General features: G+C 59.9%; 18 protein-coding genes and 1 pseudogene. 4 read left to right on the top strand and 15 right to left on the bottom strand.

Annotation, left to right across the window (positions count from 1 at the left end; translation table 11 throughout):
- Positions 1 to 16: 16 nt before the first annotated feature.
- The 14 genes from BN77_RS00305 to BN77_RS00240 form a co-directional block, all read right to left on the bottom strand.
- Positions 17 to 1,696, bottom strand: a complete 1,680-nt coding sequence (locus BN77_RS00305) for a terminase large subunit (protein ID WP_007527260.1) — start codon at positions 1,694 to 1,696, stop codon at positions 17 to 19.
- Positions 1,662 to 2,081 (bottom strand): phage terminase small subunit P27 family, encoded by a 420-nt coding sequence (locus tag BN77_RS00300; protein WP_007527259.1) that lies wholly within the window; start codon positions 2,079 to 2,081, stop codon positions 1,662 to 1,664. Before BN77_RS00300 ends, BN77_RS00305 begins: the two co-directional genes overlap by 35 nt.
- Positions 2,081 to 2,497 (bottom strand): hypothetical protein, encoded by a 417-nt coding sequence (locus tag BN77_RS00295; RefSeq protein ID WP_007527258.1) that lies wholly within the window; start codon positions 2,495 to 2,497, stop codon positions 2,081 to 2,083. Before BN77_RS00295 ends, BN77_RS00300 begins: the two co-directional genes overlap by 1 nt.
- 40 nt (positions 2,498 to 2,537) lie before the next feature.
- Positions 2,538 to 2,882 (bottom strand): phage head closure protein, encoded by a 345-nt coding sequence (locus BN77_RS00290; protein ID WP_007527256.1) that lies wholly within the window; start codon positions 2,880 to 2,882, stop codon positions 2,538 to 2,540.
- The gene (locus tag BN77_RS00285) at positions 2,882 to 3,166 is read right to left on the bottom strand and encodes a head-tail connector protein (protein WP_007527253.1); all 285 of its coding nucleotides are present in this window, start codon (positions 3,164 to 3,166) and stop codon (positions 2,882 to 2,884) included. The genes BN77_RS00290 and BN77_RS00285 overlap by 1 nt, the downstream gene beginning before the upstream one ends.
- 255 nt (positions 3,167 to 3,421) lie before the next feature.
- Positions 3,422 to 3,760, bottom strand: coding sequence for an HNH endonuclease (locus BN77_RS31765; protein WP_040676545.1), 339 nt, complete (start codon positions 3,758 to 3,760; stop codon positions 3,422 to 3,424).
- 35 nt (positions 3,761 to 3,795) lie between these two features.
- Positions 3,796 to 4,950 (bottom strand): phage major capsid protein, encoded by a 1,155-nt coding sequence (locus BN77_RS00270; protein WP_007527249.1) that lies wholly within the window; start codon positions 4,948 to 4,950, stop codon positions 3,796 to 3,798.
- A gap of 8 nt (positions 4,951 to 4,958) precedes the next feature.
- Positions 4,959 to 5,501 carry an HK97 family phage prohead protease gene (locus BN77_RS00265; protein WP_007527247.1) on the bottom strand — a complete coding sequence of 181 codons (543 nt, stop codon included), beginning with the start codon at positions 5,499 to 5,501 and terminating at the stop codon, positions 4,959 to 4,961.
- Positions 5,498 to 6,712 (bottom strand): phage portal protein, encoded by a 1,215-nt coding sequence (locus BN77_RS00260; protein WP_007527245.1) that lies wholly within the window; start codon positions 6,710 to 6,712, stop codon positions 5,498 to 5,500. The genes BN77_RS00265 and BN77_RS00260 overlap by 4 nt, the downstream gene beginning before the upstream one ends.
- Positions 6,693 to 7,133 carry a hypothetical protein gene (locus BN77_RS00255; RefSeq protein WP_007527243.1) on the bottom strand — a complete coding sequence of 147 codons (441 nt, stop codon included), beginning with the start codon at positions 7,131 to 7,133 and terminating at the stop codon, positions 6,693 to 6,695. Before BN77_RS00255 ends, BN77_RS00260 begins: the two co-directional genes overlap by 20 nt.
- Positions 7,134 to 7,390: 257 nt before the next feature.
- Positions 7,391 to 8,734, bottom strand: coding sequence for a hypothetical protein (locus BN77_RS00250; RefSeq protein WP_007527241.1), 1,344 nt, complete (start codon positions 8,732 to 8,734; stop codon positions 7,391 to 7,393).
- A 325-nt stretch (positions 8,735 to 9,059) separates the two neighbouring features.
- Positions 9,060 to 9,227 (bottom strand): hypothetical protein, encoded by a 168-nt coding sequence (locus tag BN77_RS33365; RefSeq protein ID WP_007527239.1) that lies wholly within the window; start codon positions 9,225 to 9,227, stop codon positions 9,060 to 9,062.
- A 246-nt stretch (positions 9,228 to 9,473) separates the two neighbouring features.
- Entirely contained in the window at positions 9,474 to 11,828 is a 2,355-nt protein-coding gene (locus BN77_RS31310) for a bifunctional DNA primase/polymerase (RefSeq protein ID WP_007527237.1), read from the bottom strand.
- Complete coding sequence (locus tag BN77_RS00240; protein ID WP_007527235.1) at positions 11,803 to 12,054, bottom strand: hypothetical protein; 252 nt, start codon at positions 12,052 to 12,054, stop codon at positions 11,803 to 11,805. The genes BN77_RS31310 and BN77_RS00240 overlap by 26 nt, the downstream gene beginning before the upstream one ends.
- Before the next feature lie 368 nt (positions 12,055 to 12,422).
- Between BN77_RS00240 and BN77_RS35790 the strand changes: the two are divergent.
- From BN77_RS35790 to BN77_RS00230, 3 genes and pseudogenes are all read left to right on the top strand, one after another.
- A pseudogene (locus BN77_RS35790) lies at positions 12,423 to 12,650 on the top strand (IS3 family transposase); the annotation flags it as partial.
- Positions 12,651 to 12,897: 247 nt separating this feature from the next.
- Positions 12,898 to 13,278, top strand: a complete 381-nt coding sequence (locus BN77_RS31760) for an integrase core domain-containing protein (protein WP_007527233.1) — start codon at positions 12,898 to 12,900, stop codon at positions 13,276 to 13,278.
- A 216-nt stretch (positions 13,279 to 13,494) separates the two neighbouring features.
- A complete protein-coding gene (locus BN77_RS00230) occupies positions 13,495 to 13,755 on the top strand; it encodes a hypothetical protein (protein ID WP_007527231.1) in 261 nt (86 codons plus the stop codon).
- 67 nt (positions 13,756 to 13,822) lie between these two features.
- On the opposite strand, the gene BN77_RS00225 is transcribed toward BN77_RS00230, so the two are convergent.
- Positions 13,823 to 14,410, bottom strand: coding sequence for a transglutaminase-like cysteine peptidase (locus BN77_RS00225; RefSeq protein WP_007527229.1), 588 nt, complete (start codon positions 14,408 to 14,410; stop codon positions 13,823 to 13,825).
- A 200-nt stretch (positions 14,411 to 14,610) separates the two neighbouring features.
- Here BN77_RS00225 and BN77_RS33985 point away from each other — a divergent pair.
- Positions 14,611 to 15,724, top strand: a 1,114-nt coding sequence (locus tag BN77_RS33985) for a hypothetical protein (RefSeq protein WP_208856416.1), incomplete at its 3' end; no start/stop codon positions are given.

Genomic DNA, 15,724 nt, shown 5'->3' with positions numbered 1-15,724 from the left:
GCAACCCATACAAGATTCAACTAAACGCCGCTAGAGCTTCCTGCCAGCCGTCGTCATCGTAAAGGCTGCCTGTCTCGGCCGAGCCGCCGAGAGACGCGCGCAAAACCGCCATGGCGCTTGCGACGGTTCCATCGATCGACAGCCATTTCTTGCCCTTCTTCAGCCTGACTTTATGACCGTGCGAATTCGTCTCGACTTCGGTGTTGGCGAAGCAGAATCGCAACACTGGATGGCCGCCGTGCTTGAGCCGCTTTGCCACGACGGCTCGCTCAAGCTCGGCTATGGCCGGCATCATCGACAGCGCGCCTTGCCGGAACTCGATGGCCGGCAGACCATCGTCCTGAAGGTTATTCAAGATGACGCGAGCCAGTGCAGGGTCGAAGGCAATCTCCTGGACGTCGTACTCGTCGCAAAGATCGCGGATCTTCGCTTCCACGGCTCGAAAATCGACCACGTTGCCAGGCGTGGCGGTGATGAGCCCTTCGGCGGCCCAACGCACGTATGGAGCTCCTGACGCCTCCTGGCGCTGCCGCAGGTTTTCTTCAGGGCAGAAGAAGAAGGGCGCCACGATGTAGTCGTCACCGCGGCGGAAGGCTGCCAAGATAACCGAGAGGTCAGTAGACGACGAAAGATCGCAGCCAAGCCAGCAAGGCTCGCCGGCAAGTTCGGCTAGGTCGATCGTCTCGGAGCCTTCGTCGTACACATCCATGTCGACGAACGGCGCTGCAGAGTGATCCAGCCAGCAATTCAGGTGGAATTGTTTGAATGCCTCCCGCTCTGCTGGCCGCTCTACCGCCTCACGTGCCATTGCGCGCAAGCCGGCAAGGTCGGGATATCCAAGCGCCAAGCCTGGATTGACGGCGTGCCAAACGGCCTCATCTCGCCAATCGGCATCAGGTGCCGGCTCGAAGATGATCGGCAGGAAAGACGGATCCTCGATTTCACCGCGGGCAACCTTCCGCGCATAATCATAAGTGTCGAAACTCAAGTTTTGCTGCCCACGGCCGGCCGTTGTAGCTATGACCAGCAGCGAGCCCGGTGTCTTGGACAAGCCAGTGCGCAGAGCTTCCCAGAGGTCGCGCCCCTTCCAGATATGAACCTCATCCGCGAGAACGAATTGAGGCGTGCCGCCGTGCTGCGCGCCGCCGTCGGATGACACGGTTTTCAGCACGGCATTGTCGCGCTTCAAGACGATCTGCTTGGGCGCGTTGAATGCGTCGTTGATTTTGGTCGCAGCAACGAGCCGCTTGTCGGCACGGATGATGTCTGCGGCTTCGCGAAACGCAATGCCCGCTTGCGTTCTGTCCGACGCCGCAAAAACGGATTCGCCAGCGGGTGTGTGCTCCGGGCCGATGGTCTGCAGGAGGGACAAGGCAGCGCTCAGCGAAGTCTTCCTCGCCCCTCTCGGCAGCATAAGGAAGACGGTTCGCACGATTCGCCGGCCGTGCTCGTCGCGCGGGCCGTAAATGCGGCGGACGATCCTCTCTTGCCACGGATCGAGCACAAACTGGCGACCAGGCAACGTGCTCTTGGGGTGGCGAAGACGGCGCAGGAATTCGACGGCGCGCTCGCCGTATCCGAAAGGATCGTCGATCGGGGTGCCGTCATAGATCCAGTTCGGAAAAGCCTTCGACACAAGGGCGGCATTGTCGTTTGCAGGCTTAGACCGCGAGCGGCGAGTCGTCGTCATCGTCATTGGTCTCCGCTTCTGCCGTTACCCTGCTGCGCGATGCAGGTGTCAAACCAAGCTCTGCGGCCCATCGGCGGGATTCAGCCGTCGCCTCGCGCAACGTTGCGTAAGCAGGGTGGCGCTTCATCTCGCCATGCCTGTCGTTGATGTAAGCGCCATCGCTGGCAATAGCGGTGCGAGCCGCGGCAATGTCGCCGGCCGCATCGCAGAACCGTTCTGCAGCGTGCAGATCTGCGGGTGACAGAACGCGCCGCTCGACGAGGATCGGCATGATCCGCTTCCATTCCGCCTTTGCCGCATCGCTGAAATATGCAGGCGACTTCGGTACTTTTCGAATGGCATTATCTGCCGGCTTGGGGTCGGCCTTGCGACCACGAGTATGGTGCGACACTAAGCGGCCTCCGCTCCAAGGTGGCGACGCAAGCCTGCGTCGTCGTCCTGGCCGTCATCTTCGCTTGCCAGCTTCGCCGCATATCGACGAGCAGCGTTGATACCGTTCTGCTGTGCCTGCGTTGGCTCCGGTGGCATCTCTCCGCCCATCCGCTCGTATCCGTCGAGGATGATTTCGCAGACCTGACGCGCGAACGCTCCTGTGCTCTTCCACTGAATGGCGCCCAGGTCGCCGGGGTGCGCGCCGGCAACTTTCGGCGGCAACGCGTGCACTTGGCCGTTCTTTCGAGCCAGTGCGCAGCCGCGCAATGTGATTTCGAGATCGGGAATGGTGACGTCGCCGAAACCCATGATCGTGAACGAACGGTCCCAGTCCGGATTCCTCTGAATGTTGATTCCGAGCAGTTCAATCTTCATCGTTTTCTTTCCTATGATTTGGTCTGTGGAAGGGCGCGCGTTAAGTCGCGACGCCCTTTTCGGCGAGGATTTCGAGCCAGGCGCGGCGGCCGTCAGGGTCGGCAATCGAGCGGATGTTCCACTCTGCGCCGTCACTTGTGACGATGCGCCAAGAGGGCGTCAGTGCGCGGGTTGCAGCGTTCTGCCGAACCGTGATGATGGCGGGTTGCTTGCCGGCTAGACGGCCCGCAAAGACCTCTTCGCCGCCGCGAAGGAAGTGGAACTTGGCGCGCACCGTGGCTTGCGTTTCGAACGGGCCGGCAATTTCATTGCCATAACCATCGTCAACGAGGCTCCGGACCTGCAGGTCGATTTTGTGCCGGAGTTCCCCTGCGGTCGCGGCCATCAGAAGGACCACTCGCGGTGGTTAGCGATGATCTCCGCCGCGTCGAGCGGGATCTCGGCGATGCTACCGGCGAAGGTGTTCTCTCTGTGCTCCCAAAACGTAGAAGCAACCATTAGCGTCGCCTGTACGAGCTCGTCGGGGGCCACGTAATCGACGGGAAGAGTTCCAAGGAAGCTCGTGACGTAGCTATTCGCAGCGTCCACCTTGACTTGCGCGGCGGCATCTTCATCCGTGCCGTCGATACGGGCATGCGCTTTGAACTGCGCGAGCGTAATCAAATCCATTAATGGTTCCTTTCAGGTGTAATCTCAACTTCTGATGATTGCATCTGCTGTTCCGACGTAGGAAACACCGTCTTCATCCTCGGTTAGGATGACGAAATTCCCTTGGCTCCAAGCATCGGGGACATGTACTCCGACGACACGGCAAGGAAACCACTCGACCTTCCCGCCGCTGTACTTCACGCGGTACTCCGCTTCGAATTCTTGAACTGGAATCGTATTCATCTCTCATCGCTTTTCTCTCCTCTTGTTGGTTGATTACTTTCGCCCGAAAGAGCCGTCGACAGCCGCAGTCTTACGGCCGTGACAGGTGGCGCACATGCTGGCGAAGTTTGTGGGGTCCAGGCGCCGATGTGGCGCCTTACGGATGCTCTCGACGTGGTCGACCAGTGTCGCGCGCTCGCCGCATTCGACACAATCAGAGAACCGAGCCAGGTGCTTAGCGCGTGCCGCTCGCCATTCGGCGTCGTAGCCGCGGGACGCAGCCGTTGGCCTAGCCGCATCACTGGCGGCCTTCCTGGCTCTTGCGCAGACGCATTGCTGGCCAGCAGGCACGACGCGACCACAAGTGCAAATACGGGGTGTTTTCCGGGGCATGGTGAACGGGGCGCCCCTAAGGCGCCCCTTCCAGATTACGGCGTGTCGGACTTGAGCAGCGCGATCGCTTCCGCGTTCACGAGCTTGCCACCGACGCGGCGACGCGCGCGGATCTTCACGATGCCGTTGTCGGCGCCGGTGTAGTCGTCGCGCATGATCTGCACGCCAACACGGTCAACGATCTGGTAGCCAGACGAGAAGTCACCGAAGGCAACCGGATAGGTATCGGCAGCAACGGCCGGCGCGAAGTCTGCCATATCCGGCATTTCAGCGATCGGACGGCCCATCAGGGTCGCAGGCGTGCCGTTGGCGAGGCTGTCGCTCCACAGAGTGCCCTTCGACGAGGTGTCGAGTGCAGCGCGGATAACGCCCATCGTCTTCCGGTTCATCGCCCACGATGCGTTCTGCGCATAGGCGGTCGGCAGGCTGTAGTGGAGCTCGATAAGCTTTTCCACGAGGTTGGTGCCAGCCTGTGCCGCGGTGACGGTCTGATAGCCAGCCAGAAGGGTCGAGTCGAGGAAGCCAAGCGGCTTGCCGTTGCCGTCGCCGGTAACGAAAGCGGTGGCCTCGGCCTTGCCGAACTGCTTGGCAATCATGCCGGCGATGTATGCCTGGAGATCGACGAAGGAGTCTTCGATGAGCTGCAGCGAAACCGGAACGATAACCGCATGCTCGTAAGCGTTGATTTCGACCTGATCGAAGGTCGGCTCAGACGAGGGGCGAGCGCCGGTCTCGGTAACCCATCCGCCAGCGAGGTGCGTGGCTTCCTTCGGAATGTAGACCTTCGACGTGCCGATTGACATGACGGCAGCGACCGAACGCATGGGCGAGAACTGCGTCAGCTTCTCGACGATGGTCGTGCTGTATTCCGGCGCCGTAGCGTAACCGCCGGCCGAAGGCGTGCCGATATTGAGCGTCTTGCGCTCGTCAGCATCGAGTGCGGCAGCGCCGCTGCGCAGGAAGGTGTTGAGCGCCTTCGCTTCGATGTTCTCGTTGTTGTCGTTTGCAGCGCCGCCAGCGGGGCGGTTTGCCTTGGCTTCGAGCTTGGCGAGGCGATCGGCGATGTTGTCGTTTGCGGCCAGCTTGGTCTTCACGTCGTTGGCGAGGCCGTCGAGTGCAGACTTGACTTCCTCAATCGGGTCAACGTCGGAAGCGGACTTCGTTTCAAGCTTGAATGCGAGATTGGTCATATAGGATCCTACTTTCTGATGGTGGCGCGAGCGCCGTTGATGGCTTCAACCAGTTCGCGAAGTGACATGTCGCTGGCCGAAGTTTTGACCGCCGTAACGGTCGACTGGGGGTTGCTTGGAAAGGTGACCACACTGATTTCCCAGAGGTCGATTTCCTCGAGGACCCGCGCACCTTTGGTCCGGTCCATTCGGTCCTTGACCGTTCGGAATCCGATCGAGAGGCCATCGAGAGCGCCGGCTTTCATCAGCGCATGCGTCTCGCGTCCCTTGGCGGTGTCGAGGATTAGGCGGCCCGTAGCCTTGAGTCCGCGCTCGTCTTCGACAAGGGAATCCCAGATGCCGATAGGCTCGGACTGGTCGTGACCGCGAAGCATCTTCACCTTCGCTGCCGGTCGTGCGGCAAGGCTCTTGTTGAAGGCGCCTTTGGTGACGATGTCCCTGTGGCTATCGAGGACGCCCCATGCGGATGCGTACCCATGAAAAAGGCCGTCATCACTGACAGCCTTCGTATCGATCTCGAAGATCGAACCGTGGACGGTGGCGACGCTCACGCGGCGGCCTCCTTTGGTTTTGGTTTAGGTTTGTTGTCGTTCGCAGCCGCTCCAGGCGTGATTGCCGGGTTGGCATAGGTCTCGCCGTCGGTGTATGGCGGAAGCCCTTCCCAATGACGTGCCGTGTTCGGATTGATGACGCGCGACGCAATCAACGAAGAGTAAGCGGTGGCCCGATCGCCGATCGAAGCACGCGTGAGGTCGTCACGTTCAAACCGGATGCGCCATTCTCGCCGCTCTTCCGGCATGAACAGTGCGCGCCGCAAAGCACCTTCAAGCGCCTGCAGCCATGGTTCCAGCGTGTAAACAAGAAACTCGCGGTTCTTGCTTTCAAGGTTAGACCATGTCGCGCGTGTCAGATCGCCAAGCAACGTCACGCTGATGTTGAATGCTCTTGCGATTTCTTCCACTTGGAATCGACGATTCTCGATGAACTGCGCATCCGTGCTCGTCAAAGACACAGGAATATACTTGCCATTGTTATCGAGAACTGCCACGCCGCCAGTCTTCGTGCCGCCGTGCGCTGCCTTCCATGCAGTGCCGATCCTAGTTGCGGTTTCAGCAGTCAGCTTGCCCTCGATCGACAGCACGCCGCCTGGCTTGGCACCGTTGGCGAATGTGCGAGAGGCGTGCATTTCCATCGACATCGCGGCGCCGATGGCTTCTCGCGCCAAGGTGAGCGGGCAGCGAGAGAAGGGGCCGCGAAGGTGGATGACGTCAGCGGGGTTGAGCAGGTTGCCGTTGAGCCGGTAAGTTGGTTCTCCGGTTTCGGCCGTCTGCACGGTGATGCAACCGCTATCGTAATGAACGATCTCCATCGGCTTTCCGCCGACGCGGTTCACCCACGCCAGGCCGCCAGCATCCTTCGTCAGCGCTTCCGACACGAGATCGCGGACGAGCTCAAAGCCCGATGTCCAGTCGTTCACGTCGCCGCGGAGCAGCGCGGCTGCAGGATGGTCATTGTCCTGCACCCAGTTCTCGCCGTCTTTGCGCTCGACGATGACTTGGAGCGTGGCGGCTGCCTCGCTGATGGTGCGAACTGCGGCAGACACGGCCGGCACCGTCAGCGCCGTTGCAGCGCTTACCGCCGGCGAACCAACAACCGAGCCGGTGAAGAGCTCAGTCAGCCAATCTTCGGGCACGCTGGTGCCGCTGGCTTTGGTTTCGATGGGCGCCGCTGCTGGGGCGGCTTTAGTTTTGAACGGCCACACTTGGCGCCTCCTGAAGTTGTTTGCACCGTGCTTGGATCTCCGCGGCAATCTTGCCGATAGGCAACGTGATGAAGCTTGCGGTGGGTGTGATGTCTTTAAGACCGGTGACGACGCGGCCAGAGCGTGCCGAAACGCTCATGACGGGCACGATAAGCAGCGCATCGTGCGGCGGTGTTTGGCTCAGATGCTCGTAGCTCTGAGCAAGTGCCGTGGCCCAGTCTCGGCCGGCGCGCTCAAGATCGTAGGCGACGCGAAGCACCGCGATGTCTTTTGGGCTGAACCAGCGTCGATGTTTACGCCGTTCCGAGAAGAGCACATCCAGATGACGAGCGCGATGAATGATGACGTCAAGCGTTGCGCGGTGAAGGCCGCTCATGTTGGCGGCCTCGGCGACCGTGAGGTCACGAGTTTCCCAGGCCATGCGGCCCTCCTTTCCAGTGAAAGAATTTCGATTGGACATAAAAAAACCGCCCGACCCGCAGCCGCTTAGGAGCGGCGCAGGTGGGGGATCAACCGGCGAACCCGAAGCGCCGGGATGGATTTTGCCGCTGCCAGTACATCCGTGGTCAGAGACAAAAAGAGAGGCGAGCGCCACCTGTATAACAAGCGGCGCGCGCCAATCTGGGCTCGGGGAAGAACCCTCATATACAAGAGGGTTCAATTCCACGCGAAGTGGTACTAAGCGGCAATTTTTTCTGAAATGCGCGTCAGCACGCCTTCGACGACTTTACGGCCCATCCGATGTGCGGACGATTCTGCATAGCCGTGCTGCAGTCCGATGGTGCGGAAACTCGCATCCGACATGATGGATTCGACAACCACCAAGTCTTCGGCGTGGAAACCAGCCGCGGCAAGCTCCTCCTGCCGCTCGAGCTCTGAAAGTGCGTCATGCATCGGCGCCGATGATTTGCCCTCGCCGACGCCTTTGGCTTCAGCAACGCCGGCAAGCCGTCCATATTCAGCGGCCACGCCGTCGGGCAGTTTCTTGACTGGCGGCATCACTGGCGTGTTGGCAATCGCGGCCTGAAGCTCGTTGTCGTTGGCTGCTGCGCGCGCCGTTCGTTGTGCTGGCGCGATTGAGCCTGGCGCGTCTGGCCGCTGGCTCGATATGTAGCGCTCACGGCCGGCAAGTCGGACGTAGGTGCGGTTTTCCGCGGGCTGCGCGGCGACATGCTTGGCAGTCTCGGACTCTTGGTCGACGACTGCCTCGGCGATTTTGGTGTTGTAGTCGGGCCGGCGCTTGCGCCCCTTGTTGTCGCCGTATGCGATGAGTTCGCCGTTGAGGAAGATAAGGCCGGTGAGTTTGCGTTTGCCGTCGGTCGAGCCGATGCGATGCCAGCCATCGCGAACTTCCCGCACTCCTGAGTCCATGCCGTCTTCGTAGGCCTTCAAGAGCATCGGAATCGACGGTGTGATGCTACCCTGGTTATGCGCCCTCTCATGGCCTTTGCCGGCGTTCACCGCCTCGCCATCATCATTCGCAGGCTCGTTATCGTTGGCTGCTATTACCGGCGGCCGCATCAACTCCGTGACCTGCCGCAGAGCGCCGACCAAGGGCGACGCTTCTTTGACGAGCGCGCGCTCGATGCGATTGCCCTCCTGGCCATAGTCGACGGCAAAACCGGCAGCGTTGCGTTCGGCGAGCCATTCGCTCGTCGGGCCGTCGTTTGGCAGGCGGACGACATTGCGGCGAGGGGTGTTGTCGTTCGCTGGAGGCGCACCAACGGGACGCCCCCACTTGCCGCCGGTAATAGTCTTAGGAAATCGGCAAAGCCGGCCATCGAGCCAGTGCTGTTTAGGCTGCTGCGGCTCGCGCTCTGCTGCGGTCGCCGTTGCAGCCGGCAGAGCCGTTGTCCAGTCGCCAGCCACTGCTGGCCATGTGACGGGCTTGCCGCGCGTCTCGTAGTTGTCATTGGCTGCCATCAAGGCACGCGGGCCGCCAGCGCCCCATGCCTTCAGAGTTTTGGAAGACGTGTAAAGCTTGTGACCGCTCGCGATGGCGGTGAATCGATTGAAGGTCAATTTGGTTCCCCGAGTGAAGTTGGCCCTGGCCGCTTGGCGCGGCTCTGATTTCAATTTGGGAATTGTACAACTATACATAGTCTTTTTTATGAGGCTAGGCACTATATGTAGTATGTTGGCGCCAGCGAGCGCAGGATAGTTGCAATTGCGCAACACTACATTCCACTGCTATGGAATGCTCCAATTCAGTACCATCTTGAGCGATCCGGGACCGCCGGTTCCGGGCCGTTTTGGCAAAGTCGAGACCCAGCCCCCGGTGGTAGTGGCGCACTAAGCACCACAACCATTCCACTAACCGTGGAGCGTCGACGAGCGTCAAGGGCTGCTATGCTGCTTTGGCCGGATGGACGTTGTCATTGGCTGGCCGCAGATCGGGGCGCCAATGGTAGAGCTCATGCCAGGTGATGCGTCGCATGGTGATGCCGCTGGCTGTCGTGTAGCTACGACGTGCTGTGCTTTCGGTGTCCGTCTCGGCTTCTACTTCTGCTTCCATGGTGGCTCCTTACATGTGCGATTTCCTGATTTCCTGAATTTCCCGCCTATAGGGATATCCCGGTGGAAAGGGGCGAATCCGGAGATGTCAGGAAATGTAGGAAATCAGGAGGAAGTTATAATATATATATGTATTTCAATTACTTACGCCTGTACGGCTCTTCCTGATTTCTTCCTGATTTCCCGGTAGGGTGCACAGAAACACGTGCACCCTGTCAGGAAATAGGAAGCGACTTAGGAAATCAGGCTACCGACCTGTGCGCGGCACGAGGGCAACCACGGCACCGTCGACGGTGATTGCGCCTGTAGCCTTCAGACGGTCCAGCGCGCTGTTGACGGCACGGTCGTCGTGCTTGGCTATGCGCTTCTTCTCGAGCAGCTTTGACTTGTACATCTTCCCACTGCGGTGAGTGCGAAGATAATCGAGGATCGCCTTGCACAGTTCTTCGAATGTAGACGACGACATGTAATGGTCCACGCCTTCTTCAACCGCTCGAATGCTGGCGTGAACAATCCCCCAAGCCCAACTGACGTCCTCGGCTGTGACCGCGGCATTAGCAGGCGAGCGACTAAGCGCGCGCAGAGTCGCGAGTTTCACCGTGTTTTCCGCGGCGCGTCCGATAATGCCGTCGCGCGAAGCATCGCGCTCGCATTCATCTATCTGCCAGTCTTCGATGGCGAGCCATGCTTGCTCGGCGCTTTCGTCGGCCCACGGAACCGTTGCAAACGACGGCTTGAAATCGGCTTGCCGCCACTTTCCTTGCGCATCCATCCCAGGCCAGGAAAAGGCTTTCCCCGCCGCCGCGACGGCATCTACAAGCTTGGATGGAGCATTCAGGCCGCCATCCTTCGGATTTGCCCTTATCCTATCGCTTGGCGCAATAAACAGCATTCGCGCGACGAAGCCGTCAGAGAGGTTTTTCTCAGACAATCCGCCGAAGAACGTTACAGGCGTCGACATTCCCATGATGGTCAGCGCCGGCGCATAAATCGGCTTAGCCACCGACTCCTGATTGGCGTCTTCCTTACAAGTCCAAACGCCAGTCGACTTACTGTAGACTTCGAGCATTGCCTTGCGGATCGTCTTGGCCCAGTTGCCGCTGCCGCTTGAGTTCACCGATTCCAGTACCTCGCCCATTTCATCCCACAACATGAGCGTGACAGGGCAGCGCCTCATCACCTTCTCGATTGCCCTGGCGCTGGTGACTTCGCCCGGTCCCTGCATGAACGACAGGCCGGTATCCGACAGCAAGGTGCTCAGTCGTTGCTGTGGCGCTTCCTTGCCGAAGCCAGGGCCGGCAATGCCATTGATGTACAAATTGACGCCAGCATCGGTCGGCCCAACCACGCGGCGCCCGTAGAACGCCGACATGAAGGCAATTCCGGCCATCACGGCGAATTCAGGCACCTTGCGACGCGAGGTAGCCAGTATCCAGTCCGCTATTTCGCCGATAAGTCCTCCCGCAGCCTCGGACGTGAACGGCACCGGATGCATGGGCGGAAGATCCGCGGGCTGGTCGTCTTCGAGCGGTTCGTCATCATTCGCCGCAGCAGGCAACGGTGCCGTTTTTGTCTTCGCCGTGGCTGCCAGCCTCATCGCTTTTTCATGTGCCTCCGTTGAACCCCAGTCTTCGCGTTCGCCACCCCCGACGCGTGCCTTTAGCCAGTCAACGGCCTCCGCTGGCGAGAGCCCGAGGCAGACGGCAACGAGGTCGATCGGGGAGTAAGCCTGCTGCGGCGCATGGTCGAAAATCCCTACGGGCTGGATGCTGAGCGAACGTTCCCGCTTCTTGCGCGTACCAGTCGAAGGGCGGAAGCTGGCGACAGCCTTGAAGCCAGCGTCGTAACGCTTCAGGCCTTCCAGACCTAACGCGGGCACCCATGCATCGAGATTGCCGAACGCGCGCGCCTTCACGTCAGCCCATGGCCCATCGCCAATGGTGGTGACGACAGGTGCAGGTCGGTTGTCGTTAGCTGGCGTGCGGCTTCCGCGCTTGTTGAGCTCACCACGTGCCGCAAGGATCTCTTCGACCCTTGATCGATAGGCGTGAAGCTGTTCGGGCGTGACAATAGGAAGGTCGGAGACAGGGACATCAAGCGGGTTGCCGTTGATCCACTCATAATCGCGGCCGGTGTCGGGATGCGCGCCGTAGCCGATAAATTGCGACCGTTCGCCGAAAAATTCTACCTGGTGCTTGATGCCGTTGACCAGATAGGCATCGGACTGCACCTTTGGCTGCGGTTCCGCGGTGCGGACGAGGTGAAGCCGTTTCGGCTTGTTGCCGAACCGCGTGGGAGCGTCCATTGCTTCGGGGATGATCTCGCTTAGGGCGACGACGAGTGCGGCGCAGACATCATGGTCGGGGGCATCGATGTCGATGCCTATGACGTTGGCGCAGACGATTCCGGTGTTCGTCTGGCTGCGGTAGTGGCGGGTGTAGTCTTCGACCTCATCGACGGTCAGGACGGTTTGCTGCCAGTTGTCAGCGAGCGGACGTTTGCCGTCGGCTGCGGTAATGCGGTATCCGTTCTCAATCAGTTTGCGGCGAAGGTCCGCGATGGTGGGGCTGTCTGTTTTAGGCTGCGCGGTTGCTACTGTCATATCGGGCGACTTCCCTCTCGGCTATTGCGGCGAGTTTGTTGGCGACTTCAGGTGCGAAGGTGACGGCGCTGCCGCCGGCGATGGATGGGGCAAAGACGCGAAGTCCTGACCGTGCTTGAACCAGTTTTAGGCCGTACGCCTTGATTCCCGGTGCGAGCTCGGCGTCGAAGCGCGCGAGAACGTTGCCGCTCCCTGGCGGGGCAGCTTTGAGTGATAAGATTTTCATTGGGGTGTCTCTTGCTCGTAAGAACGGATTGCGCTCAAAAGCGCTTCCTGCCACGTGCCAAGATCAATGATATCAGTGGTTTCCGTTCGGCTAAAATGACCAGAACGGACCTCCGCTACCAGTCAAATGTTTGTGTCCGACCCGGAGACATAGGTAACAGATCGTCCCTAGGACATGGTGGACTGTGGGCGCTTGCACGGATTGCGGAGCTGGAGCGGCTTGTCGGCCAGCAAGCGGCCGATATTGATTTTTTTCAAAAAGCCTTGCAGCACGTCGAGACAGCACGCCAGCGGAGCGGCAAGCCTGGCGGGACGGCATCTACACGCTCATCGAAGCGATGATGGCGTCCGGACTGCAAGGCAAGATCAGTGTGGAACGAATGTGCCGGCTGGCTGGGGCGAGCCGCGCGGGCTACTATCGTCATTGGCAGGCGACGGGGCCGCGCAGGGAAGAAATGGGGCTGCGCGACCTCTCCAACGCCTGGCGCTCGCCAACCGGCATTACGCTACCGGAGAAACGCCGTGCTTTTGAGCCGAGAAGGCTGGCGTGCCAACCACAAACGCGTGCTGCGCCTGATGCGGGAGGATAATCTGCTGTGTTTGCGCAAATCCCCGTTCGTGCCGATGACAACCGACTCCAGGCATGACTTGTGTATCGTGCCCAACCCTGCCCGAGGTCTTCAGCTGACCGATATCGATCAGCTCGGGTCGCCGACATCACCTATGTCCATCTCGCCGAAGAGTTCGCATTCCTGGCGATCGTCCTCGATGCCTTCAGCCGCAAGGTCATCGGCTGGGCTATTGCAACCCATCTGAAGCGGACCTTGCCATTGCGGCGCTCAACATGGCGGTCGCGGCCCGGCCGCGACCCGATAGCGTCATTCACCATAGCGACCGCGGCGTCCAATATGCCTTCGCCGACTATGCGGCACGACTTGCAGTTCATGGCATCCAGCCGAGCATGAGCCGCGTCGGCAATCCCTACGACAACGCGAAGGCCGAAAGATTCATGAAGACCCTGAAGGAAGAGGAGGTGGATGGCCAGGCGTATCGCGGCCTGGACGATGCAAGGACCAGGATCGGCGAATTCATCGAGGTGGTCTACAACCGGCAGCGCCTGCACTCGGCCCTCGACTATCTCGCGCCGGACGCTTACGAAGCCAGTCTCTCGCAACAGCGGCAAGAGACACCAGACGCAATTCACAGCCAGGAGAACTGTTACTGATTGCTGTCTCACCAAGGGGTGCAGTCCAACACCATGTCTCCGGTACAAAACGTCACCTATCTCTCAGGCCGGGCATGACGCATTTTCTTCTGTGGAATTTTCCATAAACTTCGGCATCGGGCCTTTCTCCGTCGCGCACGCTATGCACGATGATCGACCTGCAGGTGTCATCGCTACCGCTAGATTGCTCGAAAAATTCACGGATGGGATTTGAGAATGGCGAAGAAGCCGAAACTGGAGCATTCCGACCTCGCTGGTGAGTTTACCGATGACGGTGTGACGGTGCTCGTCGATATCTTCCGCCCGGCAGGCACGAACGGCGACTGGAAAATGGAAGTGGTGACCCAGCACGAGGATCTTATCGAATGGGAGGAGCCCTTCGCCACGGATCGCGAGGCATTTGATGAGTTTCTGGCGACCATCGCGCGCGAGGGGATCAGAACATTTCTGGAAGAAGAGGACCCGTCGGTCCATTAGCATCGCCCGGGCGCATCAAAGGGCGCTTGGCTCGCCAGCCATTTGAGAATCGCGGAATTCCGCTTCCCTACGTTCCGGAGAATTGGCTTGCTCTCGGACCGGCCAGTGTCACTTGCCAGGCACTTTTGTTGTTGAAATTTTGGCTCGCAAGGAAAGTATATCCTGTCTCCTCCCAGGGTTTTACTTTCCCTGCGAGGTTGTCGAGTACATAGTCGCCTGACCTCAGTCGCGCCAGCAGGACGATATGGTTGTTACCGCCGCGGTCGATTACGACCGAGAGCGCCAGCTTGTTCGATGCAAAGCCGGCGCCGAGCAGCGTTTTCAGTTTCAGCAGAGCATAGTCTTCGCAGTCGCCTTTGTTATTTACGGGCAGCGACCAGTATTCGGATTTTCCTGATGTCTGTGCGTCCGTCGCCGGCGCGACGATGGCATTGACCTCGCGATTCACCTTTTGGAGCAAAGGCATAGCCTCTTCATCGGGCATCTGGCGACCGCCGCTGCCATGACAAAGCCAAGCATAGCGCGCGCATGCAGAGGGAAAGCCAATCGGCGCTCCGATCGAGCGTGATGCGCGAAGGGTGGATCCTGCATAGCTCAGACCCGTAAGCGCTGTGAAGACAAGAGTGAACGCTGCGAAGGCTGCAAAGGCTCGCATCGAAAACATCCCTTCGGCTGAGTGCTGGACGGTCAATTATACACTTTAGGCTGCCGCATTTAATTAGAAATTTATATTTTAAAGGTTAACTATATACTAACGTTCTACACTTGAATTGCGAAGATTATCCTTCTTTTTACTTTATTAGAACTGTATAAATCTCTCCGTTAACGCTCTGTTAACTGTGGGAGTGAGTAACTATGCGTAAAGACTTACTGACGATTTCTGCCGGCATTGTTTTTCTTCTTGCCGGAACCAGCCTTGCAAATGCGCGGAGCCAGCGGCTCAATTGTCAGACGGTGCGGCCGGGCACGATTGAGGAGCGATTGTGCGGCCCGGTAGCGTCTATCAATCTCAATTCTTTTGCCGATCCCGATCATCACGGTAACGAACTGCTGGGAGGCAGACCGACCGCCAGAAATTCCTCGGGAGGAGGCAATGGCGACGGTTCCAACACCGGTAGCGGCCACGTCGGAAGCAGTGGTAGCAACGAAAGCGGCGCGAGCGAGAGCGGCGGTAACGGAGGCGGCGGTACCGGCACTACGGGCGAAGGTTCTGGGAGCACCGGCGATGGCGACGGTAGCAATGGCAACGGTGAAGGCGGCGGCAGTAGCGGGGATCACAGGGGGGGACACGACGACGGCGCGAGGGGCGGTCACGGCCCCAAGGATCATGGCCAACCCGGCGACGGTCCTAAAGGTCACCAAGGTCCGAAGGGTGAAGGTCCGAAGAACCACTACGGCCTGAAGGGTGACGGGTCCCACGGCGACGGCCCGCGCGGCAGTGGTGCGATGGAACACCAACGGTCTAAGGGGGATGGTCCGCGCGGCGATGGTCCCAGCGATCACCACAACTCAAACGGCGATGGCCCTCGCGGTAACGGTCTGAAGGATCACCATGGCCAAAGGGGTGGCGGTCCGCGCGGTGGTGATAGCCAGGGCGACGAGAACCGGGACGGTGGTAATCAGAACCAGGGTGCCGGCAACCAGGCTGGTGGCAATCAGGGCGGCGGCAACCAGGGTGCCGGCAACCAGGCTGGTGGCAATCAGGGCGGCGGCAACCAGGGTGGTGGTAACCAGGGCGGCAACCAGGGTAGTGGCAACGAGGGTGGTGGTAAGCAGGGTGGCGGCAACCAAGGTGGGGGCAACCAGGGCGGCGGCAACCAGGGTGGTGGCAACCAGGGTGGCGGCAACCAGGGAGGCGGCAACGAGGGCGGCGGTAACCAGGGTAGCGGCAACCAGGGTGGTGGCAACCAGGGTGGTGGCAACCAGGGCGGCGGTAACCAGGGTGTCGGCAACCAGGGAGGCGGCAACG

It is taken from the genome of Rhizobium mesoamericanum STM3625, assembly GCF_000312665.1.
Taxonomy (GTDB): Bacteria; Pseudomonadota; Alphaproteobacteria; order Rhizobiales; family Rhizobiaceae; genus Rhizobium; species Rhizobium mesoamericanum.
Note: the sequence above shows the minus strand (reverse complement) of the source record. Positions and strands in the feature narration are given on the sequence as shown.

Coding starts and splice junctions, on each gene's coding strand:
- BN77_RS00270 (WP_007527249.1), bottom strand. CDS start 4,950: ATGACCAATCTCGCATTCAAGCTTGAAACGAAGTCCGCTTCCGACGTT.
- BN77_RS00295 (WP_007527258.1), bottom strand. CDS start 2,497: ATGAAGATTGAACTGCTCGGAATCAACATTCAGAGGAATCCGGACTGG.
- BN77_RS00305 (WP_007527260.1), bottom strand. CDS start 1,696: ATGACGATGACGACGACTCGCCGCTCGCGGTCTAAGCCTGCAAACGAC.
- BN77_RS31765 (WP_040676545.1), bottom strand. CDS start 3,760: ATGCCCCGGAAAACACCCCGTATTTGCACTTGTGGTCGCGTCGTGCCT.
- BN77_RS00230 (WP_007527231.1), top strand. CDS start 13,495: ATGGCGAAGAAGCCGAAACTGGAGCATTCCGACCTCGCTGGTGAGTTT.
- BN77_RS31760 (WP_007527233.1), top strand. CDS start 12,898: ATGGCGGTCGCGGCCCGGCCGCGACCCGATAGCGTCATTCACCATAGC.
- BN77_RS00285 (WP_007527253.1), bottom strand. CDS start 3,166: ATGGATTTGATTACGCTCGCGCAGTTCAAAGCGCATGCCCGTATCGAC.
- BN77_RS00225 (WP_007527229.1), bottom strand. CDS start 14,410: ATGCGAGCCTTTGCAGCCTTCGCAGCGTTCACTCTTGTCTTCACAGCG.
- BN77_RS33365 (WP_007527239.1), bottom strand. CDS start 9,227: ATGGAAGCAGAAGTAGAAGCCGAGACGGACACCGAAAGCACAGCACGT.
- BN77_RS00290 (WP_007527256.1), bottom strand. CDS start 2,882: ATGGCCGCGACCGCAGGGGAACTCCGGCACAAAATCGACCTGCAGGTC.
- BN77_RS00240 (WP_007527235.1), bottom strand. CDS start 12,054: ATGAAAATCTTATCACTCAAAGCTGCCCCGCCAGGGAGCGGCAACGTT.
- BN77_RS00255 (WP_007527243.1), bottom strand. CDS start 7,133: ATGGCCTGGGAAACTCGTGACCTCACGGTCGCCGAGGCCGCCAACATG.
- BN77_RS31310 (WP_007527237.1), bottom strand. CDS start 11,828: ATGACAGTAGCAACCGCGCAGCCTAAAACAGACAGCCCCACCATCGCG.